General features: G+C 63.8%; 21 protein-coding genes. 8 read left to right on the top strand and 13 right to left on the bottom strand.

The genetic code is table 11. The features are described 5' to 3' along the window. Positions 1 to 20 precede the first annotated feature (20 nt). The 7 genes from ACQ4WS_RS05040 to ppc form a co-directional block, all read right to left on the bottom strand. On the bottom strand, positions 21 to 2,480 hold the full coding sequence (locus ACQ4WS_RS05040; RefSeq protein ID WP_436474222.1) for a TonB-dependent siderophore receptor: 2,460 nt from the start codon (positions 2,478 to 2,480) through the stop codon (positions 21 to 23). Positions 2,481 to 2,698: 218 nt separating this feature from the next. Further along, positions 2,699 to 3,664: a FecR domain-containing protein gene (locus ACQ4WS_RS05035; RefSeq protein ID WP_436474220.1), complete on the bottom strand. Its 966-nt coding sequence runs from the start codon at positions 3,662 to 3,664 to the stop codon at positions 2,699 to 2,701. An 8-nt stretch (positions 3,665 to 3,672) separates the two neighbouring features. Then, positions 3,673 to 4,179 (bottom strand): sigma-70 family RNA polymerase sigma factor, encoded by a 507-nt coding sequence (locus ACQ4WS_RS05030; protein WP_436474218.1) that lies wholly within the window; start codon positions 4,177 to 4,179, stop codon positions 3,673 to 3,675. 173 nt (positions 4,180 to 4,352) lie between these two features. After that, positions 4,353 to 4,610, bottom strand: a complete 258-nt coding sequence (locus ACQ4WS_RS05025) for a hypothetical protein (RefSeq protein WP_436474216.1) — start codon at positions 4,608 to 4,610, stop codon at positions 4,353 to 4,355. Positions 4,611 to 4,692: 82 nt separating this feature from the next. Then, positions 4,693 to 6,153 carry a pyruvate kinase gene (gene pyk, locus ACQ4WS_RS05020; protein ID WP_436474214.1) on the bottom strand — a complete coding sequence of 487 codons (1,461 nt, stop codon included), beginning with the start codon at positions 6,151 to 6,153 and terminating at the stop codon, positions 4,693 to 4,695. A gap of 87 nt (positions 6,154 to 6,240) precedes the next feature. Continuing rightward, positions 6,241 to 7,251 carry a type I glyceraldehyde-3-phosphate dehydrogenase gene (gene gap, locus ACQ4WS_RS05015; protein ID WP_436474212.1) on the bottom strand — a complete coding sequence of 337 codons (1,011 nt, stop codon included), beginning with the start codon at positions 7,249 to 7,251 and terminating at the stop codon, positions 6,241 to 6,243. Between the two features lie 99 nt (positions 7,252 to 7,350). Then, a complete protein-coding gene (gene ppc / locus ACQ4WS_RS05010) occupies positions 7,351 to 10,104 on the bottom strand; it encodes a phosphoenolpyruvate carboxylase (RefSeq protein WP_436474210.1) in 2,754 nt (917 codons plus the stop codon). Between the two features lie 343 nt (positions 10,105 to 10,447). Between ppc and ACQ4WS_RS05005 the strand changes: the two genes are divergently transcribed. Further along, entirely contained in the window at positions 10,448 to 10,903 is a 456-nt protein-coding gene (locus ACQ4WS_RS05005) for an RrF2 family transcriptional regulator (RefSeq protein WP_436474208.1), read from the top strand. 88 nt (positions 10,904 to 10,991) lie between these two features. Here ACQ4WS_RS05005 and ACQ4WS_RS05000 read toward each other — a convergent pair whose 3' ends face one another. From ACQ4WS_RS05000 to ACQ4WS_RS04985, 4 genes are all read right to left on the bottom strand, one after another. Further along, positions 10,992 to 12,677 carry a cation acetate symporter gene (locus ACQ4WS_RS05000; RefSeq protein ID WP_436474206.1) on the bottom strand — a complete coding sequence of 562 codons (1,686 nt, stop codon included), beginning with the start codon at positions 12,675 to 12,677 and terminating at the stop codon, positions 10,992 to 10,994. Continuing rightward, positions 12,674 to 12,982, bottom strand: a complete 309-nt coding sequence (locus ACQ4WS_RS04995) for a DUF485 domain-containing protein (RefSeq protein ID WP_436474204.1) — start codon at positions 12,980 to 12,982, stop codon at positions 12,674 to 12,676. Before ACQ4WS_RS04995 ends, ACQ4WS_RS05000 begins: the two co-directional genes overlap by 4 nt. Positions 12,983 to 13,111: 129 nt before the next feature. Then, positions 13,112 to 14,293 carry an NO-inducible flavohemoprotein gene (hmpA, locus tag ACQ4WS_RS04990; RefSeq protein ID WP_436474202.1) on the bottom strand — a complete coding sequence of 394 codons (1,182 nt, stop codon included), beginning with the start codon at positions 14,291 to 14,293 and terminating at the stop codon, positions 13,112 to 13,114. A gap of 33 nt (positions 14,294 to 14,326) precedes the next feature. Further along, positions 14,327 to 14,740 carry a hemerythrin domain-containing protein gene (locus ACQ4WS_RS04985; protein ID WP_436474200.1) on the bottom strand — a complete coding sequence of 138 codons (414 nt, stop codon included), beginning with the start codon at positions 14,738 to 14,740 and terminating at the stop codon, positions 14,327 to 14,329. A gap of 227 nt (positions 14,741 to 14,967) precedes the next feature. Between ACQ4WS_RS04985 and ACQ4WS_RS04980 the strand changes: the two genes are divergently transcribed. From ACQ4WS_RS04980 to ACQ4WS_RS04950, 7 genes are all read left to right on the top strand, one after another. Further along, positions 14,968 to 15,861, top strand: a complete 894-nt coding sequence (locus ACQ4WS_RS04980; RefSeq protein WP_436474198.1) for an STAS domain-containing protein — start codon at positions 14,968 to 14,970, stop codon at positions 15,859 to 15,861. Positions 15,862 to 15,868: 7 nt separating this feature from the next. Next, complete coding sequence (locus ACQ4WS_RS04975; RefSeq protein ID WP_436474196.1) at positions 15,869 to 16,231, top strand: STAS domain-containing protein; 363 nt, start codon at positions 15,869 to 15,871, stop codon at positions 16,229 to 16,231. A gap of 10 nt (positions 16,232 to 16,241) precedes the next feature. Then, positions 16,242 to 16,664, top strand: coding sequence for an ATP-binding protein (locus tag ACQ4WS_RS04970; protein WP_436474194.1), 423 nt, complete (start codon positions 16,242 to 16,244; stop codon positions 16,662 to 16,664). After that, entirely contained in the window at positions 16,649 to 17,746 is a 1,098-nt protein-coding gene (locus tag ACQ4WS_RS04965; RefSeq protein ID WP_436474192.1) for an ATP-binding SpoIIE family protein phosphatase, read from the top strand. Before ACQ4WS_RS04970 ends, ACQ4WS_RS04965 begins: the two co-directional genes overlap by 16 nt. Beyond that, positions 17,743 to 19,566: an ATP-binding protein gene (locus ACQ4WS_RS04960; protein WP_436474190.1), complete on the top strand. Its 1,824-nt coding sequence runs from the start codon at positions 17,743 to 17,745 to the stop codon at positions 19,564 to 19,566. Before ACQ4WS_RS04965 ends, ACQ4WS_RS04960 begins: the two co-directional genes overlap by 4 nt. Continuing rightward, positions 19,553 to 21,067, top strand: coding sequence for an ATP-binding response regulator (locus ACQ4WS_RS04955; protein WP_436474188.1), 1,515 nt, complete (start codon positions 19,553 to 19,555; stop codon positions 21,065 to 21,067). Before ACQ4WS_RS04960 ends, ACQ4WS_RS04955 begins: the two co-directional genes overlap by 14 nt. Positions 21,068 to 21,137: 70 nt before the next feature. After that, on the top strand, positions 21,138 to 22,259 hold the full coding sequence (locus tag ACQ4WS_RS04950; protein WP_436474186.1) for a metallophosphoesterase: 1,122 nt from the start codon (positions 21,138 to 21,140) through the stop codon (positions 22,257 to 22,259). Positions 22,260 to 22,276: 17 nt separating this feature from the next. Here the strand turns inward: ACQ4WS_RS04950 and ACQ4WS_RS04945 are convergent, their stop codons facing one another. After that, positions 22,277 to 23,029 carry a DUF4303 domain-containing protein gene (locus ACQ4WS_RS04945; RefSeq protein WP_436474184.1) on the bottom strand — a complete coding sequence of 251 codons (753 nt, stop codon included), beginning with the start codon at positions 23,027 to 23,029 and terminating at the stop codon, positions 22,277 to 22,279. A gap of 15 nt (positions 23,030 to 23,044) precedes the next feature. After that, positions 23,045 to 23,968: a LysR family transcriptional regulator gene (locus ACQ4WS_RS04940; protein ID WP_436474182.1), complete on the bottom strand. Its 924-nt coding sequence runs from the start codon at positions 23,966 to 23,968 to the stop codon at positions 23,045 to 23,047. Positions 23,969 to 23,977 lie beyond the last annotated feature (9 nt).

Here is a 23,977-nt window from a genome sequence, read left to right as displayed (position 1 = left end):
GCGCTCCGCTGGCGCCACGGCTACAGCTTGTAGTTCAAGGACAGCAGCACGCTGCGCGGCGCGCCGTAGCGCTCCAGCCCGCCCGACCAGGAATAGCCGAGTCCCTGGTAATAGCGGCGGTCGAGCACATTGTCGACATTCACGCGCAGCTGCAGCTGCTCGCTGATCCGGTAGCCGGCCGTCAGCCCGACGATGGCGTAAGCGCCCTGCCGCGTCTCGAAGCGCGTTTCGCGGCGGTAGATTTTATCCTGCGCGTAGACGGAAGCGCCCAGATTCCATCGCGCCAGGCTGCCACTCAGCTGCACATTCGTGTAAAGCTTGAACAATTGCTTCGGTTCATCGGTGGCGATGCGCTGGCCGATGTTGGCGGACACGCTGTCCTTCGTATATTTGGCCAGCACATAGGTGTAGCCGCCCGCGATCTGCCAGCCCGGCAACGGCGAGCCCGACAATTGCAGATCGACGCCTTCGCTCTGCACCTGCCCGGCCGCGCGGGCGCAATAGATGGCGCCGCCCGTGGGGCAATTGACTTCATCAGCCATGGCGCGGTTGTTTTGCCGGATGCGGAACAAGGCGCCGCTGGCGTTGAGCCTGCCGCCGAAATACTCGCCCTTGACGCCCGCTTCCAGGTTGGTGCCGCTCAAAGCCGGCAAGGTATTGCCCTTTACATCGAGCACGCTTTGCGGCTGGAAGATCTGCGTGCCGCTCGCATACACGGAATGGTGCCGGTCCAGGTCGTAGACCAGGCCCGCGTACGGCGTGAACTTCGCGTTTTCCGTCAGGTCGCGGCGCCATGCGGGGTTGGTGGCATACCAGCCCGTGACGTCCTGCGCATACCAACCGAAGCGCCCGCCCAGCACCAGGCGCAGCGGATCGGCCAGGCTGAAGTTGCCGGCCGCATACAGGCCCTTCTCATCCGTCTTGCGGCCCCAGTTGTACGGCTCGAATGGCCCGCCGCGCATCGGGTAGGCGCGGGGATTCCAGCTGCGGATGTCGATCACGCGCTTTCCGGCACCTTCCCAGCTCTGCGCCGCGTCCGAATCGTCATGGCGGTAGCTGGCGCCGATGATGACGTCATGCTGGCGGCCAAACCAGCTGACGGGGCCGCTCAAGCGCCAGTCCGCCACCACTTGTTGTGTGTTGTACTTCCAGCCCGTTTCCGACTGTTCCAGCAGAAACGTTTCGCCATCGATGCGGCTGTTGGTGGTGTTGCGCGTACTCGACGAGGCATCGATGCGCATGATGGCGAAGCGGCTGCGCCAGCCCTTCTCCAGCTTTGTTTCCAGGTCGGCGAAGACGACGTTGTTGTCGCGTTTCTGGAAGGAATCGGCATTATTCAGGAAAGTCGAGCGGGGCAAGTCCATGTGACGGCCGTCAAGCAAGGTCGGCAAGCCGACGAAGACGCCGTCGGTGCGGCTGTGCTGACGCGAAAAACCGATGCCGGCCGTGGTCGATGGCGTCAGGTCCGCTTCCACGATCGCATACACGGTGCCGTTGGTATTGTTGACCACGTCGACAAAACTGTCGCTATCGCGCCAGCTGGCCGCCACACGCCCCCGCACGCTGCCCGACGCGTTCAGGGCATTGCTGGCGTCCACCGTCAATTGCCGGTCCTTCCAGCTGCCAAGGTGGATGGATGCGTTCAGCAAGGGCGTGGCCGTGGGGCGCTTGCGTATCATATTGATGCTGCCTGACGGCGCGCCCGCCCCTTCCATCAGGCCGGTGGCGCCGCGCACCACTTCCACGCGGTCGTACATCAGCATGTCGGCGGAGACGTTGCGCTCATTAAAACCCGTCACATCGAGCGGCAAGCCATCCACGTTGACGTGGCTCAAGGCAAAACCGCGCGCAAAATACGTGGTTTCCTGGTCGGACACGCCTTGCGTCTTGCCATACAGGCCGGGTGTGGCGCGCGCCACGTCCTGCAAGGTGGTCAAATCAAAATCTTCCATTTGCTGGCGCGAAATGACACTGACCGTTTGCGGCGTGTGGCGCTGCGACAAATTCAGCCCGGTGGCCGTCGACATGGCGCGCGCCGTATATAAGCCCGTGCCTTCCGTGGCACGGTCCGCCTCGGCGCTGACAACCACGGCCGGCATGCTGGCCAGGCCGCCATCGGCCATGCTGGTATTGATCTTGCGCACCAGGTAATTGCCATTGCCGTTTTCAAGCACTTCGAGGCCGCTGCCTTGCAGCAATTGTTGCAAGCCGGCGGAGACGCCATGGCGCCCCTGCAAGCCCGGCGTCACCAGGCCGTCGAGCGCCACGCCCTGGGTGGACAGGTTGACGCCAGCGGCGATGGCGAACGCGTGCAGCGCATCGCGCAAGCTGCCGGCGGGAATATGAAAGTCGCGCACGCTGGCGGCCGCGCCGGACTCGGCAGCCACCGCCGCCTGCGGCAAGCCGGTGCCGGTCGCGCCCACGGCGAGAAGCAAGACCAGCGCGGCGCGCACGGCGCCGGTGGTGGGATGGAGCGTCATTCGTGCTGCGGTAATGCGGTGCTGCAAAGCCATGTGGACCCTTTCGATGGTTCGGATTGTTCGTTCTCTACCTTGTATGACGAAGCAATCCGCAAAAAGGGACAGGCAAGAAGTAAATTGGAGCATGTCGGCTTACGCCCTGCGGGCTAAGCCGACCTACCATACCCGACAGGCGTAGGTCGGCTTAGCGTGGCAAGGCCACGCGTAAGCCGACAATTTCAAGCCGCCTCGACACTGATCCAGTAGCGCGTGCGGCGCGCCAGCCGGATCGGCAAGGAGCGCTGCAGCAAGAGCAGGATGTTGTCCGGGTCGTTCAGCTGGAAGATGCCGTCCACGGGCATGGCCGCCAGTGCCGGATCGCAGCGCAGCACGCCATAGCGATAGCGCGCCACCTGTTCCAGCACCTTACCCAGCGGCATGCGCTCGGCGATCAGCACGCCCTGCAGCCAGCCGGCAGCGTGCGGCGCCAGCGGCGCCAAGGCAGAAACGGCATGATCATCGAAACTGCCCTGCCGGCCCGCATCGACCGTGCGCAAGGCGCCGGGGGCCTGCGCTGGCTGGATCTCGACGGCGCCTTCGCTGACACTCACCTCGGTGCGCGGTGCCAGCACAGTGCCGGCGTGGCGCACGCTGAAGTGTGTACCCAGCGCGCGCACGGTGCCATTGCTGCTGCGCACGAGGAACGGGCGCGCCGGCACGGCCCCGTCGTGCGCCGTGGCGACATGGATTTCCCCGGCATGCAGCACGAGCAGCCGCGCCACGCCGTCAAAATGCACGTCGATGGCCGTGTCCGTGTTGAGCGCCAGTTGCGTGCCGTCAGGCAATGCCATATGGCGGATTTCCCCCCTGCCCGTACGGATGGCGGCGCGCCACGCTTGCCATGGCGCCGACTGGCTGGCCAGCCACAGCGCCGGCCCGGCCGCGATCAGCCCGGCCAGGCCGTAGAGCACGGCACGCCGGTGTGGCGATGTTGGCACCGCGTCCGCCGTCTGGCGCAGCGCGGGCGGCACGCTGGCCAGGGTGCTGCAGACCAGCTCGGCCCTCTGCCAAGCCGCTTCGTGCGCGGGATCGCTGGCGCGCCAGGCCAGGAAGGCTTGCTGCTCATCGGGAGTCAAGGCGCCCCCGTGCAGGCGCACCAGCCATTGCGCCGCCGCCCGCGCGACGCGGGGATCGATGGCGGTCATGCTGGCATTCACAGGATCAGCAGGATGCAGCGCTCAAACGCCTGCACCATGTAGCGCTTGATGCTGCGCTCGCTCACGTCCAGGCGCCGGGCGATTTCCCCATACGCGAGGCCGTCCACATGCGCCAGCAGGAAGGCGCTGCGCACCAGCGGCGGCAAGCCGTCAAGCATGGCATCGATGCGCTGCAAGGCTTCGCGCACCAGCAAGCGCTCTTCCGGCGACTGCATCAGCAGATCGGGCTGCTGCGCCAGGGTTTCCAGCCAGGCCTGCTCCAGCGACAGGCGCCGGTAATGGTCGATCAGCAGGCGCTGCGCCACCGTCGTCAGGTAGGCGCGCGGTTCGCGCAAGGTTTGCCGGCCCTCAGGCGGCGCCGTCAGCAGACGCACGAACGTATCCTGCGCCAGGTCCGCCGCATGGTCGGCGCACTGCAGCTTGGCGCGCAGCCAGCGCATCAGCCAGCCGTGGTGGCTGCTGTAAATGACTGCGATCGATTCGCTGGACTGCGCAATGTTCACTAGGGATTCCGATGCGCTCAAGGCAGGGCGCGGCTAATTGATAATAATTCTCATTATCACAAATCATTGCCTCCGGCGTCAATGCCGGCGCCTGCCTCTCCTCGGAAACTGTTGTTTCAGCGTGGCTGCCAGCGCTTTATATACTAACGCCGTCACCAGGTGGTCGCGGGCGATTATGCCAGAGTAGATGTTACGGGCTTTGCGGCCAGCACGAAGGGAATGGCTAGCGGCCCCAGAAACACCACCAGGATGGCCCTGACAGCAGTTGTTTTCAAGGAGCGGCGTTTGGCAATGAAGAGGCAAGCGAAGGCCGACAGCGACCAGATCAAGGCAGGCAGGTATGCAGTCATCATGAACTCCGGATGCGCCCTGAAAGGCAGGAAAACCATGCTGACACGGAAATGTGGCCACCACAATGGCAGATTGGGCATCTGCCAGGCCAACGGCCGCCCTTTCAGCCAGTCTTAAGGCTGCGGGCGGCGGCTGGCCAGCGATGTGCTCAATAATACACGGTCAATGCTGGCCGATCTTCATGATTTTCAGCGCGTTCGTGCCACCGACCTTGCCCATCGGCTCGCCCCAGGTAAGTACGACCGTGTCGCCCTTGGCCACGACTTTATGTTCCACCAGCAAGTCTTCCGCCTGCTGCAAGACCTTGTCGCGGTCCGTGCCGGAGGTCAGTTCCAGGGTGCTGACGTTGCGGTACAGGGCCAGCTTGCGGCGCGTGCCCACGCTCGGGGTCAGGGCGACGATGGGGATATCGATATTGCAACGGCTCATCCACAGTGCCGTGGAGCCCGATTCCGTCAGGGTGGCAATGGCTTTGACGCGCAGGTGATGGGCCGTAAACAGGGCGCCGTAGGCGATCGACTGGTCGATGCGCGAGAACGTGGCGTTGAGGAAATCGGCGTCCAGCTTGCAGGTATCCCACTTTTCCGCGTCCAGGCAGATGGCGGCCATCGCTTCCACCGTTTCAATCGGGTAACGCCCAGAGGCCGTTTCCGCCGACGTCATGACGGCGTCCGTGCCATCGAGCACGGCATTGGCCACGTCGGACACTTCCGCGCGGGTCGGCACGGCGTTGACGATCATCGATTCCATCATCTGCGTGGCCGTGATCGCCAGTTTATTCGACGCGCGCGCCATCTTGATCATGCGCTTTTGCAAGGCCGGCACGGCCGCATTGCCCACTTCCACGGCCAGATCGCCGCGTGCCACCATGATGCCGTCGGAAGCGTCGAGGATTTCTTGCAGCGCAGGAATGGCTTCCGCGCGCTCGATCTTGGCGATCATCATCGGCTTGTGGTCCCACGCTTCACCGGCGATATTGGCCAACTGGCGCGCCATCACCATGTCGGTGGCGTTTTTCGGGAAGGACACGGCCACGTAATCGGCCTGAAAACTCATCGCCGTCTTCACGTCTTCCATGTCTTTCGCCGTCAGGGCCGGCGCCGACAGGCCGCCGCCCTGGCGGTTGATGCCCTTGTTGTTCGACAATTCGCCGCCGATCTTGACGGTGGTGTGGATTTCGCTGCCGACGACTTTGTCGACCGTCAAGACGATGAGACCATCATTGAGCAACAATACATCGGCCGTGCGCAAATCGCGCGGCAATTCCTTGTAGTCGAGGCCGCAGCGCTCGATATTGCCCAGCTCGCCGTTTTCGCCCCATTTCGCGTCGAGGATGAAGGAAGCGCCGTTTTCCAGGAAAATTTTGCCTTCTTCAAACTTGCCGACGCGAATCTTTGGGCCTTGCAAGTCGGCCATGATGGCCACTTCGCGGCCGCACAGGGCTGCCGCTTCGCGCACCATGCGGGCGCGGTCGATATGGTCTTGCGCCTTGCCATGCGAAAAGTTCAGGCGCACGACGTCGACGCCGGCCTTGAACATGCGGACCAGGGTATCGATATCGTTCGAAGCGGGGCCGATGGTGGAAACGATCTTGGTAGCGCGTTGCTGTACTTGCATGGTCATGGTGTGCTGCTTTCTATAATGAGTTACTACAAGGGCCAGCCTTGTGGGCCGGCCGTCCTGGTGCGCTGGATCAGCGGTGGTTCTTTCTTACTTGGCCGCCATCAGGGCGACCGTGGTGTCCAACATGCGGTTCGAGAAGCCCCACTCGTTGTCGTACCACGATGACACTTTCACGAGGCGGCCCGAGACCTTGGTCAGGGTCGCATCGAAGTTCGACGAGGCGGGGTTGTGATTGAAATCGATGGAAACGAGCGGCTCCGTCTGGTACGTCAAAATACCCTTCAGCGCGCCTTCCGACGCCGTTTTCAGCAAGGCGTTGACTTCCTCGACGCTGGTGTCGCGTTTGGCGATGAAGGACAGGTCGACCAAGGAGACGTTAATCGTCGGCACGCGGATGGCAAAGCCATCCAGCTTGCCGTTCAGTTCCGGCAAGACCAGACCGACAGCGGCCGCCGCGCCCGTCTTGGTAGGGATCATCGAATGCGTGGCCGAACGGGCGCGGCGCAAGTCTTCATGCATCACGTCGGACAGCACCTGGTCATTCGTGTAGGCGTGCACGGTGGTCATCAGACCCGATTCGATGCCGATGGCGTCGTTGAGCGGCTTTACCAGTGGCGCCAGGCAATTCGTCGTGCACGAGGCATTCGAAATGACCGTATCGGATGCTTTCAGCACGTGCTGGTTGACGCCGAACACGATGGTGGCGTCCACGTCCTTGCCGCCCGGCGCGGAAATGATGACTTTTTTCGCCCCGCCCTTCAGGTGGGCCGAGGCTTTTTCCTTGGTCGTGAAGAAACCCGTGCATTCGAGCACCACATCGACGCCCAGCTCGCCCCACGGGATCAAGGCCGGATCGCGCTGCGCGAAGACGCGGATGCGGTCGCCATTGACGAGCATATTGTCGCCATCGATGGTGACGACGCCAGGAAACTTGCCGTGCACCGTGTCGTAGCGCGTCAAATGCGCATTCGACTTGGCGTCGCCCAGGTCATTGATGGCGACGATCTCGATATCCTGCTGCTTGCCGCCTTCATAAAACGCGCGCAAGACATTGCGGCCGATGCGGCCATAGCCATTGATGGCAACTTTGATGGTCATGCTGTCTCCTTGATGTTTTGCTTGAAACTAACCCAAGTGCAAAATCCGGGGTCAGACCTTCAGGTCCGACCCCAGCATTTGCCATTGGGTTAAAAAGAATTAACCACTATTCCGCAACCCTGCCGCAATACCATTGATCGACAAATGGATGCCCGTGCGCGCCGCCGCATCCTGCTTGCCTTCGCGGAAGCGTTTCAACAGCTCCACCTGCACGTGGTTGAGCGGGTCGATATACGGGAAACGGTTGCGTATCGAACGCTGCATCAGTGGATTGGCTTGCTGCAACTCTTCCTGGCCCGTGATCAGCTTCAAGGCGTCCAGCGTGGCCGCGTATTCGGCGCGGATGCGGGTAAAGATGGCGTCGCGCAAGGCCTTGTCCTTGACCAGTTCCGCATACTTGCCGGCGATGGCGATGTCGCTCTTGGCCAGGACCATATCCATGTTCGACAGCAAGGATGTGAAGAAGGGCCAGTCCGTGTACATGCCGCGCAGCACGTCCGCGCCATCGGTGGGATGGGCGGCCAGGTAGGCTTGCACGGCGGAACCGAAACCGAACCAGCCCGGCAGCATCAAGCGGCATTGGGCCCAGCTCAAGACCCAGGGAATGGCGCGCAAATCCTCGATGGACGTGGATTTTTTGCGCGAGGCGGGACGGCTGCCGATGTTCAGGGCGGCAATTTCCGCGATCACCGTCGATTCCCAGAAATACTGTTCGAAACCTTCCGTGCCGTAGACCAGGTCGCGGTAAGCGTTCAAAGCCGTGCCGGACAGCTCTTCCATCGCGGCCAGGTGGCCCGCACCGGCCGAGACCTTCGCTTGCAGCTGTGCCTGCGGCAGCAGGGTCGACTGGATGGTGGCGGCCACCAGCACTTCCAGGTTGCGGCGCCCCACTTCGGGGTTCGCATACTTGGCCGTGATGACTTCGCCCTGCTCCGTCAGGCGTATCTGTCCCTGCACGGCGCCCGCCGGCTGGGCCAGGATAGCTTCGTAGCTGGGTCCGCCACCGCGGCCGACGGAACCGCCGCGGCCGTGGAACAAGCGCAGCTTGATCTGTTCTTGCTTGAAGACCGTCACCAGCTCGATCTCGGCCTTGTAGAGTTCCCAGCCGGAGGTCAGGAAACCGCCGTCCTTGTTGCTGTCCGAATAGCCCAGCATGACTTCCTGTTGGTCCGCGCGCGACGCCAGCAAGCCACGGTAGAACGGCAAGCCGAAGGCACGCGCCATGATGGCGGGGCCGGCGCGCAAGTCGTCGATCGTTTCGAACAGGGGAATGATATTGACGTCCACTTCGCGGCTGTCCTGGCGCAGCAAGCCCACTTCTTTCAGCAGCAAAGCCACTTCCAGCAAGTCCGAGACGCTGGCGGCCTTCGAGATGATGCAGTTCGGCACCGATTCGCGGCCGTATTTGACGTGGGCTGCGCGCACGGCGCGGAAGATGTCGAGTTCGGACGTGGTTTCTTCCGAATACTGCGCATACGGCGACGTCAGCAGGCGTGGCGACTCCAGTTCGGCCAGCAGCACGGCGATGCGCTGCTCTTCGTCCAGGTCCAGATAGACCAGGCCCGGCTGGGCGCCGGCGAACAGTTCACCCACGACACGCTCATGCACGTCGGAATTCTGGCGCAGATCGAGCGGCGCCAGCGAGAAACCGAACACCTTGACGGCGCGGCGCAGTTGGCGCAGCCGGCCACGCGCCAGCGCGCGCAAGCCATTGCTGACCAGCGAATGCTGAACCACGTCCAGGTCGGCCAGCAGTTCGGCTGCCGCAGCGTAGGGTTGCACGCCTTCGGCTTGCTTGCCCTTGCCAGAGAGCACCACGCGCGTGGCATCCAGGCGCGCATGGATGCCATGCAGGGCGCGGCGGTACGGCTCGTCGACGCGGTGCGGCGACGCATCGGCCGAGCGTTCGGCCAGCGCGCGCAGCGGCTCGCTGCATGCATTGAGTATTTGCGCCAGCGACAGTTGCGAAGCGAGCTTGCGCAATTCACCGAGGTAAAAGTCGAGTACCTTGTCGGCCTGCGTCTGCAGGGTGCTGCGCAGGATGTCGGCCGTGACGAACGGGTTGCCATCGCGGTCGCCGCCTATCCAGCTGCCGACTTTCATGAAATTGGGCAATTCCGCATCTTCCCAGCGGGCATCGCGCTGGGCCAGCATGGTTTCCAGCGAGGAATACAATTTCGGCAATTCGCGCAAAATCGTGTGGTCGTAGAACGACAGGCCATTGGCCACTTCATCCATGACGGACAGTTTGCTGGTGCGCAGCAGACGGGTCTGCCACAGGGTAACGATGCCGCGCCCCAGCGCTTCTTCGTTCTGTTCCGCCTCTTCCGGCGTCATTTGCACGCGGTCGCGCTCGCTCAACAGGCGCGCGATAGCCATCTGGCAATTCTGGATGCTCTTGCGCTGCACTTCCGTCGGGTGCGCCGTGAACACGGGACTGACGAAGGCATCTTCAAAGAAGGTTTCCAGCGCATCGGCCTTGCCCGCGTCAAATACGTTGCCGACGGCATGGCTGAGGCTACCCTGGCGCGGCGGCGAACCGGCGATCAAATGGGCGCGCGTGCGGCGGATGTGGTGTTGATCTTCTGCAATATTGGCCAGCAGCGAGAAATAGCTGAAAGCGCGCGTCAATTGCGTGGTTTCTTCCTGCGACAGCGCTTGCAGCGCGTCCGACAGTTGCGCGCGCGCCGCTTCATCATTGTCGCGGCGGAAACGGATGGCCAGCTGGCGCACATGTTCGATGCGCTCGAAGGCGGGATCACCCAGGTGGTTGCGGATGGCGTCGCCCAGCAGACGGCCCAGTTGGCGGATATCGCTGCTCAGCAGCTCGTCTTTCACTTCATTCATTTGCATGGTATTCATTTCCTGGGGCGGCCACGGCGGCACCGCACAGATTGCGTAGTACGCGCTTCCCGGCCCGGGAAACGCCCATCGTCGAATTTGTAGTAAATTTACCTTATTGCTACACCATCCTTTTGATTTCCATCAATAAAAATCCTATCCAAAGGGATGACAAGGGCTTGCGAGCTGTTTACCAGAGCAACAATATGAAAATTTACTACGCATTTAAGCGAAAGGCAATCAAATTTGTCTTTCGACGCTGAAAAGTGACGGCACAACACACATGGCCAGGCGCTCTGCTGTATGCTGGCGACTGAAACAAGGATGTAATCCACATGTTTAGAAACGATACCCCATGCGACTGACTGCCTATACCGACTATACCCTGCGCACCCTGATGTACCTGGGCGTGCACCGCGACCGACTCGTGACCATCCAGGACATCGCCGAACTGCATGCGATTTCGAAGAATCACCTGATGAAGGTGGTGCACCAGCTGGGCCTGTCAGGCATTGTGGAAACGGTGCGTGGACGCAACGGCGGCCTGCGCCTGGCGCGCGACCCGGCCGAGATCAATATCGGCACCGTGGTGCGCGAAACGGAAAACGATTTTTTCATGGCGGAATGTTTCAACAAGGAAAACAATACTTGCCCGCTGACGCCCGATTGCCTGCTGAAGGCCAAGCTGGGCCAGGCCACGGGCGCCTTCCTGGCCGTGCTCGACACGGTGACCCTGGCAGCCATCCTGGAGCCCGCAGGCAATGTGCCCGCGCTGGCGGCGGGCGTGATTCCCCTGCATCTGGCCAAGTAAGTCCGAAAGCAAGCACGCCAGGCGGTGCGCGAAAACAACAATGCCCGGCAAGCCGGGCATTGTGCATTTCTGGCGCTAGAGGATCAGCTTAGTGCGCGCTGGCACCAGCGGCGCCGATGCCCGTCTCCGAACGCATTTGCTGCGCTTCGTAACCGGCGCGGTCGATGCGCGCGCGGGGGCTCTTGTCGAGCACCGAGAACAGCCAGATGCCAACGAAGCCGGCCGTCATCGAGAACAGCGCCGGCGAGGCGTAAGGGAACAGCGCCGCCGGATGACCGAGCACGTCGACCCACACGGACTTCGACACCACCGTCAGCGCGACAGCCGTGGTCAAGCCCAGGAAGCCGCCGATGGTGGCGCCCCGCGTGGTGCAATCCTTCCACAGCACCGACATGAACAGCACGGGGAAGTTGGCCGAAGCGGCGATGGCGAACGCCAGCGAGACCATGAAGGCGATGTTCTGCTTTTCAAAGGCGATGCCCAGCACCACGGCGATAATGCCCAGCACGATCGTGGTCACGCGCGACACTTTCAATTCGTTGGCGCCCGTGGCCTTGCCCTTCTTGATGACGGTGGCATACAGATCGTGCGACACGGCCGACGCGCCCGACAGGGTCAAGCCCGCTACGACGGCCAGGATGGTGGCAAACGCGACCGCCGACATGAAGCCCAGGAAGACGTTGCCGCCCACGGCCTTGGCCAGATGCACGGCCGCCATGTTGTTACCGCCCAGCAGCTTGCCGGCAGCATCCTTGAACTCGGGATTGGTGCTCACCAGCACGATGGCGCCAAAGCCGATGATGAAGGTCAGGATGTAGAAGTAAGCGATCCAGGTGGTGGCCCAGAACACGGATTTGCGCGCTTCCTTGGCGCTTGGCACCGTGAAGAAACGCATCAGGATGTGCGGCAAACCAGCCGTACCGAACATCAGCGCCATGCCGAACGAGATGGCCGAGATCGGGTCCTTGATGAAGGAGCCTGGCCCCATGATGGCTTCCTTGGCGGCGTGCACGTCCACCGACTTGGCGAACAACGCTTCCGGGCTGAAGTTGAATTGCGCCAGCACGGCAACGGCCATGAAGGTGGCGCCGCCCAGCAGCATCACGGCCTTGATGATCTGCACCCAGGTGGTGGCTGTCATGCCGCCAAACAGCACGTAAATCATCATCAATGTACCGACCAGGACGACGGCGATCCAGTACTCCAGGCCGAACAGCAGCTTGATCAGCTGGCCCGCGCCCACCATCTGCGCGATCAGGTAGAACGCCACCACGACGAGGGTGCCGGAAGCCGAGAAAATGCGGATCGGCGCCTGCTTGAAGCGGTAGGCGGCCACGTCGGCAAAAGTGTAGCGGCCCAGGTTGCGCAAGCGCTCTGCCATCAGGAAGGTGATGATGGGCCAGCCGACGAGGAAGCCGATGGCGTAGATCAGCCCATCGTAGCCGTTCAAAAAGACGGCGGCGGAAATGCCGAGGAAGGAGGCGGCCGACATATAGTCGCCCGCGATGGCCAGGCCGTTCTGGAAGCCCGTGATGCCGCCGCCGGCCGTGTAGAAATCGGAGGCCGACTTGGTCTTCGCGGCCGCCCACTTGGTGACGAACAATGTAAAAATGACGAAAGCGGCGAACATGATGATCGCCGTCCAGTTGGTCGGTTGCTTGACTGCCTGGCCCAGGTCGGCGCCGGCCGCCAGCACGCTGTTGCTGGCGCTCGCCAGCAAGGCCAGGGCTGCCAGGGAGGAAAATGTGCGTTGCGTCGATGGAGTGCGGTTCATGCTTGCACCCGTACCTGGATGGCGCTGGTCAGGTCGTCGAATTGCTTGTTGGCGCGGCGTACATAAATGCCGGTGACCAGCACGGTAAACACGATGACGAACAGGCCAATCGGCATGCCCCAGGTCATGACGCCGGCGCCCGTTTTAGTGGCCAGAAATTCCTTGTTGAAGGCGATGAGGAGGATGTAGCCGTAGTACACCAGCATCATCAGGCCCGTCAGCGCCCAGCCGAAGCGCGAGCGCACCTTGAGCAGTCGATGATAATTGGGGTCGCCCTTGATTTTTTGAACCAGATCGTCATGCATTGTGTTGCCTCCTGTTATGTGAGCGTGCTCTTTTCTTTTCGAGCTTGCATTCACAATACGGCGCGAGACTTACCCGCCCCTTACGGCAGCGATTTTTTCTCGCGGGCACAACACAATGCAGGCAGAAATTCAATTCAATGCGGCAGCCGGACCGAAGAACTCATGGTGCGTCTGCTGTTCCGGCACGCCAAGCTCGCGCAAGTATTGCTTGACGGCCCGCATGAACGGCTGCGGTCCCAGAAAATAGGCGTCGACATCGCGCGAGGCCGGCAACCAGTGACCGAGCTGCTCTTTATTCAGCAAGCCGACGGCGTCCGGCGCATCTTGTTCGCCGGCGTGTTCCGCGTAGCAGTAATAACGCTGCAACTGCGGGTGCTGCGCGGCCAGTGCATCGATCTGCGCGCGGAACGCATGCACGCCCTGGTTGCGCGCCGCATGGATGAAATGCACGGTACGCTTGCCGCGCAGGGCCGCCGTGAGCATCGCCAGGGTGGGCGTGATGCCCACGCCGCCGCTGATTAGCACCAGCGGCTTGTCGCTGTCGGTCAGCACGAAGTCGCCCGAGGGCGGTGTCAGCTGCACGGTGTCGCCCGCCTGCACGTGGTCGTGAAAGAAATTGGACACCTTGCCGCCCTCTTCGCGCTTGACGCTGATGCGGTAGGTCTGGCCATTGCTGGCGGCGGACAAGGAATACTGGCGGCGCATGGGCACGCCATCGACCGTGGCCAGCACGCCGATATATTGACCTGGCGCAAAGTCGAGCACCGGCTGGCCATCGGCGGGCGCCATCAGGAAGGACGTGATCTCGCCACTTTCCACCGTCTTGCTGCGCACTAAAAAATCACGCGCGCCGCTCCAGCCACCGGGCGCGGCCGCTTGCGCCTTGTAGATGCGCCCTTCTTCGCCGGCCAGGATGTCGGCCAGCTGGCCGTAGGCCGCGCCCCAGGCATCGATGACGGCGTCGCTGGCGACCTCTTCACCCAGCACTTCGCGGATGGCTTGCAGCAGGCTGGCGCCCACCAGCCGATAGTGCTCGGCGCGGATCTGCAAGGCCACGTGCTTGTTGACGATGGTGGCCACCAGGTCGCCCAGCGCATCGAGTTTATCAATATGTTTGGCATACATCAGCACGCCATTGGCCAGCGCGCGCTGCTGGTCGCCGCTGTGCTGGTGCGCCTGGTTAAAGTACGGCAGCACTTCGGGATGGTCGCGGAACAGATTCTTGTAGAAGTGGCGCGTCAGCGCTTCGCCGCCCTGTTCGAGGATGGGGACGGTGGCCGTGATGATGGCGCGTTGTTCTTGGGTCAGCATGTAAAACTCCTGTGTCTATATAGGTAAGCGGTCTCAGGCCAGCGTTTCAACGGCTGGATATAACTCGGTATCTTCGCGCCGCATGCGCTGGAACAGCGCGTGCAGTACGGTATTGGCTTCGCTGCGGAAAGCTTCCGGTTCGGCGGCCAGGCGCACGGGCGTATTCCAGCGGCCGGCAAAATCCAGGTAGGCGCCGTCAATGCCGTGCATCTCGTTGTCGTACTGGCGCCCCAGCTGGGCCACCTTGGCCACGCCGGACGCTTGCGCGGCCGGATACAGGTAGCGCTGCTCGACGGCCAGGTGCAGCTTGATCAAGCCGCTCATGGCGACAATCTGTTCGGCAATGGCCTGCGCCTGTGCGGCCACACCGCCGCGCGCTAGTTGGCGCAAGGCATCGATGGCGGCCAGGATGGCCAGGTGCTGCTGTTTGAATTTGTCGATATTCATGGCGTGTTTCTCTTGTTGAGTGTTGCCAGTGTAGCGGAATTCGTTTAAACATACAAATTACATGCATCTTTAAATGCATGGGTGTTTCCTGAGAAAATCTGGAACAACATGCGCCACTATGTGCGGCACAGAACACAGGCTACGGACACGCTTGCCTATAATTTATTCATCACAGCGCGGGCCCGTTTGCGGCAGCGCCGCACCCTCCACTCCAGCCAAGGATGAGCATGAGAATCAAGACGGACACGGTCAAGACGGGCACAGGCCAGGCGCAGCAACTGGCCGCCATCATCAACGCGCACCACGCGCAACTGCTGGACGGCTGGATGGCCGGCCTGATCGCCCGCCTGGTGCGGCGCGACAAGATCGCGGAAAACGAGTTGCGCCAGCAGGCAGCGCAATTCCTGCCGCTGCTGGCGGGCGCACTGGAAAGCGGCGAATCGTTCGACATCGAAGGCGGCGCCTGGGACGACACGCGCCAGTTGATCGCTGAAATATCGCAGTCGCGCGTGCGCCAGGGCTATTCTCCTATAGACACGGCCAGCTTCATGTTCGCCCTCAAGGAACCGCTGTTCGCCTACCTGCGCCAGGAAATCACGGCGCAGCCGCAGGAGCTGGGCGACGCCATCGTCAGCACCAGCAAGCTGTTCGACGAACTGGGCCTGCTGACCATCGCCATCTACCAGAAGGCGCGCGAACAGGTGATATTGCGCCAGCAGCAGGAATTGCTGGAACTGTCGACGCCCGTGGTGCAACTGTGGCAAAACGTGCTGGCCCTGCCCCTGATCGGCACCCTCGACAGCGCGCGCACGCAGGTGGTAATGGAAAGCCTGCTGCAAAAGATCGTCGACACGGGCGCCCTGATCGCCATCATCGACATCACGGGCGTGCCCACGGTCGACACCCTGGTGGCGCAGCATCTATTGAAAACCATCGCCGCCGCGCGTCTGATGGGCGCCGACTGCATCATCAGCGGCATCCGCCCGCAGATTGCGCAAACCATCGTGCACCTGGGCGTCAACCTGGAAGACGTGATGACCAAGGCCACCCTGGCCGACGCCTTCGTCGTGGCCCTGAAACGCACGGGTTCCAGCATCACCTATCAGCAGCAACAACACTGAGGCGCCTATGGAAAGAATCCCCATTTTACGCATGGGCCGGCTGCTGCTGGTGACGATACAGGTGGACATGCATGACCGCCTGGCGATGACCTTGCAGGACGACCTGACCACCCGCATCGTGACCGACCGCGCCACGGGCGTGCTGATCGACATTTCCGCGCTCGACATCGTCGACTCCTTCATCGGCCGCATGATCAGCAACACGGCGGCGATGGCGACAATCCTCGACGCGCGCACGGTCGTCGTCGGCATGCAGCCGGCCGTCGCCATCACCCTGGTGGAACTGGGGCTGACCCTGGAAGGCGTGAGCACGGCGCTCAACGTGGAGCGGGGCATCAAACTGCTGGAACAGGGCGGCGCATGCGCATGACGGGGGCGCCGTGCTAGGCGCGCAGACACAGGACCCCGCGCAGATCCTGCCCCTGCACAGCGACGAAGACGTCGTGCGGTTGCGCAAGCAGGTGCGCGACAGCATGGTCGCCATGGGTTTTGGCCTGATCGAACAGACCAAGATCATCACGGCGGCCAGCGAACTGGCGCGCAACACCCTGCGCTACGGCGGCGGGGGCGAAGCGCGCATCGCGCGCATCTGCGATGGCGCGCGCCAGGGACTGGAACTGCGCTTTGTCGACACAGGACCGGGCATCGAAGATATCCCCCTGGCGCTGACCGATGGCCATACCAGCGGCGGCGGACTGGGACTGGGGCTGGGTGGCGCCAAGCGCCTGGCCGACGCATTTCACATCGACACGGTGCCCGGCGCGGGCACCACCGTCACCATCGCGAAATGGAAGCTGTTTTGAACTACCAGGAACCGCAGCCTGACATTCTCAGGCAAAGAACTTTTCCCATCGGCGAACCGAGCGAGATCGCCGCGGCCCGCCGCGCGGGCAATGAACTGGCGCGCCGCATCGGCTTCGACGACGTGCGCACGGGCCAGCTGGCCATCATCATCAGCGAAGCGGCCACGAACATCGTCAAGCACGCGCAGCGCGGCGAAATCCTGCTGCGCAAGGTCCTGCGCGGCGGCACCAGCGGCATCGAAGTGCTGGCCATCGACAACGGCCCCGGCATGGCGAATGTGCGCCAGCACATGCAGGATGGCCATTCCACCACGGGCACCTACGGCGTGGGCCTGGGCGCGATACGCCGCTTGAGCCAGGAATTCGACCTGTACACGGCGCCTGGCAAGGGCACGGTGCTGATGATGGTCATATGGGGACAGCACGCCAGCAGCGCCATCCCGGCCAGCCCGAACTGGCGGATCGGCGCCGTGTGCCTGCCGCTGCCCTCGGAACAGGTGTGCGGCGACGCCTGGAACGTGGTCTGCGAAGGCCATGAACTGAGCCTGATGCTGGCCGATGGCCTGGGCCACGGCCCCCTGGCGGCGCGCGCGTCGGAATGCGCCAGCGCCCTGCTTGAACACGACACGCCCGGCCTGCCGCCCCTGCCCGCCCCCTTCATCGCACTGGCCCACGGCGCCCTGCGCGCCACGCGCGGCGCGGCGCTGGCCGTGGCGCATATCGACAGCGCGCGCCGCGAATTGCGCTATGCGGGCGTGGGCAATATCGCCGCCTGCGCCTTCGATGCGCAGCAGCGCCGGCATTTGCTGTCGCATAACGGCATCGTCGGCAGCAATCTGCGCAAGGTGCAGGAATTTTGCTATCCATGGCAACCGGGCGCCACCTTGATCATGCACTCGGACGGTCTGCACACGCGCTGGGACCTGGAACGCTATCCGGGCCTGGCGCATTGCCACCCCAGCCTTGTCGCCGCCGTGCTATACCGCGATTTTGCGCGCGGGCGCGACGACGTCACGGTGGTGGTGCTGCGCGAACATGAGGAGCACCGGCATGCCGGTGCGGAAAGGAACGACACGCCATGACACAACGCATATTGACGGCGCATATCGGCAGCGAACTCGATGTGGTGGGGGCGCGCCAGCGCGCGCGGCAGATCGCCGCCCTGTGCGGCTTTGGCGTGCAGGACCAGGTGCGCATCGCCACGGCCGTGTCGGAACTGGCGCGCAACGCCTGCAACTACGCCGGCAGCGGCAAGGTGCATTTCGCCATCGATGGCCAGACGGCGCCGCAGGTACTCAGCATCCGCATCGAAGACCAGGGGCCCGGCATCGCGCAGCTCGACAAAATACTGGCCGGCACCTACCGCTCGCCGACGGGGCTGGGCCTGGGCATCCTGGGCGCCCAGCGCCTGATGGACCGCTGCCACATCCGCAGCACGCCGGGCGACGGCACGCACATCACCTTGCACAAGCTGTTCCCGCGCGATGCGCCCCTGCTCGACGGGAGCATGATAGGCGCGCTGTCCGGCAGCCTGCAAGCGCTGCCGCCGGATATCACGCTATCCGAAGTGCAGCAGCAGAACCGCGAACTGCTGAGCACCCTGGCCGAACTCAAAACGCGCCAGGACGACCTGCTGCAGCTGACGCGCGAACTGGAAGACACCAACCGGGGCGTGGTGGCGCTGTTCGCGGAACTGGACGAAAAAGCCGACCACCTGCGCCGCGCCGACCAGATGAAATCGCGCTTCCTGTCGAACATGAGCCATGAATTTCGCACGCCGCTGAGCTCCATCCGCGCCCTGTCCAAGCTGCTGCTCGACCGCATCGACGGCGAGCTGTCCGAGGAACAGGAAAAGCAGGTGCTGTTCATCCTGCAAAGCGCCGTCAGCCTGAGCGACCTGGTGAACGACTTGCTGGACCTGGCCAAGATCGAGGCGGGCAAGGTCGACGTGCATGCCAACAGTTTTCAAGTAGCCGACCTGTTCAGCGCCCTGCGCGGCATGCTGCGCCCGCTGCTGGTGTCCGATTCGCTCACGCTCACCTTCCTAGACCCCGATCCGGCGCTGCACATCCACACGGATGAAGGCAAGCTGTCGCAAATCCTGCGCAACTTCATTTCCAATGCCCTGAAGTTCACCGAAGCCGGGGCCATCATCGTCAGCGCCACGCCCTTGCCGGAGCAGGACGCCATCCGCTTCTCCGTCTCCGACACGGGTCTGGGCATCGCCGCCGACGACGTGCAGCTGATCTTCGAGGAATTCAGCCAGGTGGAAAACCACATGCAGCGCAAGGTCAAGGGCACGGGCCTGGGGCTGCCCCTGTGCCGCAACCTGGCCACCCTGCTCAATGGCACGGTGTCGGTGGAAAGCACGCCGGGCCAGGGATCGCTGTTTTCCGTGGTCCTGCCAGCCAGCTACCATGCGCCCGAAGGCAGCCTGCCACCTTGTGCGCCGGCCAACGACAATGGCAACGACCAGCGCATACCCGTGCTGGTGGTGGAAGACAATCCGCCCATCCGCCTGCTGTATGAAAAATTCTTGGCCGGCAGCGAATTTCGCGTGGTTCCCGCGCGCAGCGTGCGCGAGGCGCAGGAACGCTGGGAACAGCAGCGCCCCGCCGCCGTCATCCTCGACATCCTGCTGCACGGCGAAACGGCCTGGCACTGGCTGGCGGAGCTGAAAAACGACCCGCTGCGGCGCCAGGTGCCCGTCATCGTCGCCACCGAGATCGACGACGTGCGCAAAGGCCTGGCCCTGGGCGCCGATGCCTACTACGTCAAGCCGCTGCCGCGCCAGCAACTGCTGGCGACCCTGCGCGCACTGATCGGCAATCCACACCACCGGCAAGAGCCGGTTCCGCCGCAAGGCACAACCACCTGGGACAATGCGCATGCTACCGGATAACAACAGCGATGCTCTGATCCTCAACGTCGATGACAGCGACGGCGCACGCTACGCCAAGTCGCGCATCCTCAAACGCGCCGGCTTCAAGGTCATCGAAGCGTCGAACGGGGGCGACGCGCTGCTGCGCGCCCGGCAGGACCGCCCCAACCTGATCCTGCTCGACGTCAAACTGCCCGACATCAACGGTCTGGAAGTGTGCCGCCAACTGAAGGGCGGCGCCGAGACGAACACCATCCTGGTGCTGCAGACGTCGGCCTCCTGCATCGGCACGGCCGACAAGATCCGCGCCCTGGACGGCGGCGCCGACAATTACCTGGTCGAGCCCATCGAGGCCGATGAACTGATCGCCAACGTCAAGGCGCTGCTGCGCCTGGGACGGGTAGAGCGCGCGCTGCGCGACGTGGACCGCCGCAAGGATGAATTCCTGGCCACTCTCGCGCACGAATTGCGCAACCCGCTGGGTCCCATCCGCACGGCGCTGGCCCTGCTGTGCAAGCTCGACCCCGTCGTGCCGGCCGTGCAGGACAATGCGCGCCGCACCATTGGCCGCCACACGGACCACCTGGTGCGGCTGGTGGACGATCTGCTCGACGTGTCGCGCATTTCACAGGGCAAAATCTCGCTGCAATGGGAAAGCGTAAGCCTGGCCAGCGTCATACGCAGCGCGCTGGAAACGAGCTCGCACAGCGTCGAAGCGCGCGGCCATGCACTCGACGTGAACCTGCCCCAGGAAGAACTGTGGGTCTGCGGCGACGCCGTACGCCTGTCGCAAATCGTCGCCAACCTGCTGCTCAACGCGGCCAAGTTCACGGCGCCGGGCGGGCGCATCGCCATTACCGCCGTGCGCGAGGGCGACAACGTGCACATAAGCCTGAGCGACAACGGCATCGGCATCGCCGCCGCCAGCATCGACAGCATCTTCGGCCTGTTCGAGCAAAGCGGCCACTCGCCAGACCGGGTGCAGGACGGCCTGGGCATCGGCCTGTCCCTGGTACGCAAACTGGTGACCTTGCACGGCGGCCAGGTCAGCGTGCGCAGCCCCGGCGTGGGGCTGGGCAGCACCTTCGAAGTCATCCTGCCGCTCGACGCCAACGTACCGTTGCCGGCCGCGCCAGCGCCGCAGGCTGCCACCGGTAGCAGCCTGCGCATCCTCGTCGTCGACGACAACTGCGATGCGGCCGACACCCTGGCCGAATTGCTGGAAATGTACGGCCACACGGTGCGCACGGCCTACACGGGTGCGCAAGCCACCGAGCGCACGCTGGAATTCAGGCCCGACATTGTCTTTCTCGACATAGGCTTGCCCGACATGAGCGGCTACGAGGTGGCCGTCAAAATGCGCCAGTTGCCGATGCCGCAGCAATTCCTGCTCGTCGCGCTGACCGGCTATGGCCAGGAACACGACCGCCAGGCGGCGTTGCAAGCCGGCTTCAACGAGCACTTCGCCAAGCCCGTCGATTTCGGCAAGCTGGCCATGCTGGGGTTGCATATCGCCCCATGAGCGAAGGCCGGCAGCCTGTTGCCCGGGCGTCGGCTATAATCGGCGGCCGCCTCACCTCTGGAAGCATGACATGACAAGCCGCACGCCGCTGCTGCGCATCACCATGATACTGGGCGCCCTGCACACCGTCCTGGGCTGGCTGCTGCTGCCGTCGCTCCCCATCGGCCTGGCCGGCTGGCTGCTGGGCGGCGCCGTCTTGCTGGCCTCGACCATGCTGATGCCGATGACCATCTTCGCCCGCGCCGTCACGGGCGATGCGCGCCTGGCCGACCGTTTGAGCTGGGCCGGTGCGCTATGCATGGGCTTTTTTTCTTCGCTGTTCGTGCTCACCGTGCTGCGCGAACTCACCCTGCTGCTGCCGGCAGCACGCCCGCACGCGCAGGCCTCCGCCGTAATTGTCCTGCTCCTGGCGCTGCTGGCTACCATCCTTGGCTTCTTCAACGCCCGCCGCGTGGCGCGCGTGCGCGAGGTTGACGTGCCCATCGTCGGCCTGCCGGCCGCCTTGCAGGGCTATACCATCGTGCAACTGAGCGACATCCACGTGGGCGCCACCATCAAGCGCGCCTACGTGGAGGCCATCGTCGCGCGCGCCAACGGCCTGCAGGCGGACATCATCGCCATCACGGGCGACGTGGTCGACGGCACGGTGGCGCAACTGGGCAGCCACACGGCGCCGCTGGGCGAACTGCGCGCGCGCCACGGCGTGTTTCTCGTGACGGGCAACCACGAATACTATTCGGGCGCCGCACCCTGGGTGGCGGAATTTCGCCGCCTGGGCTTGCGTGTGTTGATGAACGAGCACACGGTGCTCGAGCACGACGGCGCACGCCTGGCGCTGGCCGGCGTCACCGACTTTAATGCCGTCGCCTTCGATCCGGCCCAGAAAAGCGACCCGCAAGCGGCCATCGCCGGCGCGCCAGCCGATATCCCCCACATCCTGCTGGCGCACCAGCCGCGCAGCGCGCCCGAGGCCGAAGCGGCCGGCTACGACCTGCAACTGTCGGGCCACACGCACGGGGGCCAGTTCTGGCCATGGAATCTGTTCGTGCCGCTGCAGCAGCCGTACGTGGCGGGATTGCACCGGCGCGGCCGCCTGTGGATTTACGTCAGCCGCGGCACCGGGTACTGGGGTCCGCCGAAACGCATCGGCGCGCCGGCGGAGATTACGCGACTCAGGCTGGTGGCGGCGTAAGCATCACTCGTCACTCATCAGTCCGCCCAGCTGGCCATCCACGCCTCGAAGCGCGCCACCACCGCCGGCGGATTCAAGCGCGCCATCGCGCCTTCCACTGGCTCGCTGTCGCTGACATCGAACAGCAGCACGAACTCCTCGCGCCGCGCTCCCGTGCCGAATACCCCTTCGGCGTCGAGCTGCGCCAGCGCTGCGATGCAAGCGTCGAACACGCTGGCGCGGAAAGTGACGAAATCGACGTCGAACGGCAAGTCGCGGTGCGCCTGCAAGAGCAAACGGTAGGCGCTGTCGAAATACGCCCCACCTTCGTCAAACGCCCATTCGGCCGGGTTCCACAGCATCTCTTCGCCATATTCCGAGGCGGCCAGCGCTTCGCGGCTGTTGGCCACCAGGCCCATGGTCATGGCGCTCTCATCGCTCACCAGCGCGAAAGCGTTGATGTGGTGCTCGGGGTGGGCACGGCGTACGCCGTCAAAAGCCCGTCGCGCGGCGTGCGCCACCAGGGTTTGCAGCAGCGCGAAATCAAATACGGCCGGGTCGATGGTGCTTTCGCGCGCCAGCGTATAGCCATCGGCCTGCGCTGCCTGGCACCGGGCGGCATAGGCAGCATGCGCTTCGGCCTCGCTGGCGTAGTCCTTGCGCGTTTCCTCGCCCCAGGTCATGGCCGCGCCGGCGGCCGTCCAGACAGTGCTGCCGAACACGCGCGCTTCCTGGAAGCGGGCCTCTTGACCGCCGTCAAAGATGTAAAACAGGCTGTAGTTGTCAGGCATAAGATTTTTCATTGGCTAATCGGGCCGCATCTGCGCGGCGAAATCGCGCTGGCGGAACTGCTCCAGCAGGAAATCGACGAACACGCGCGTCTTCGCGGGCAAGAGCCTCTTGCTGGCATAGTACACGGACAGGGGGCCGGAATCGGCATGCCATCCGGGCAGCAAGCGGACCAGGGCGCCGCTGCGCAAGTGGTCGAGCGCGTGCGCCATGGGCAGCAGCGCCACGCCAACGCCCATGACGGCCGCCTGCGCCATCGCGTCGGGGTCGTCGAAGATGGCGCGCGGCCGGCATTCGGCCACGCCTTCGCCGCCCTGCCCGTCGCGCAGTATCCAGCTGCGTAATCTGCCGCTGCCGGCCGAACGGCGCGCCACGCCGTCGAAGTGCGCCAGGTCTGACGGATGTACGGGCATGGCCTTGCCCTGCATGAAGGCGGGCGACGCCGTGGCGACGACGTGGACGTGGCCCAGTTCGCGCGCTACCACACCGGGCGTCAGCTCGATGCCGCCGCCGATGGCGACATCAAAACCTTCGCCGATCAAGTCCACTTGCCGGTTATCGAAATGGCAGTCCGGGATGACGCCAGGGTAGCGGGCGATGAAGTCGCCCAGCAGGGGCACCACGTAGCTGCGCCCGAACGATGGCGCCATGCTGATTTTCAGGATACCGGCCGGCTGGCCGCCCTCTTCTGCCACGCCGGCGATGGCCTCGCGCAAAGTGGACAGGGCGCCGGCTATCTGCTGCAGGAAGCGCTCGCCCCCTTCCGTCAGAGTCAGGCGGCGCGTGCTGCGCTGGAACAGCCGCAGTCCCAGGCTCGCTTCCAGTCGCGCAACATTTTTGCTGACAGCGGCTGGCGTCAGCCCCAGACGGCGCGCGGCCGCAGAAAAGCTGCCCAGCTCGGCAGACAGCACAAACGATTGCAGGTGATTGAGGGCGTCCATGCGCCTATT

Source organism: Janthinobacterium leeuwenhoeki, assembly GCF_051380795.1.
Lineage (GTDB): Bacteria > Pseudomonadota > Gammaproteobacteria > Burkholderiales > Burkholderiaceae_D > Janthinobacterium.
This window is presented reverse-complemented; position numbering and strand designations above follow the sequence as displayed.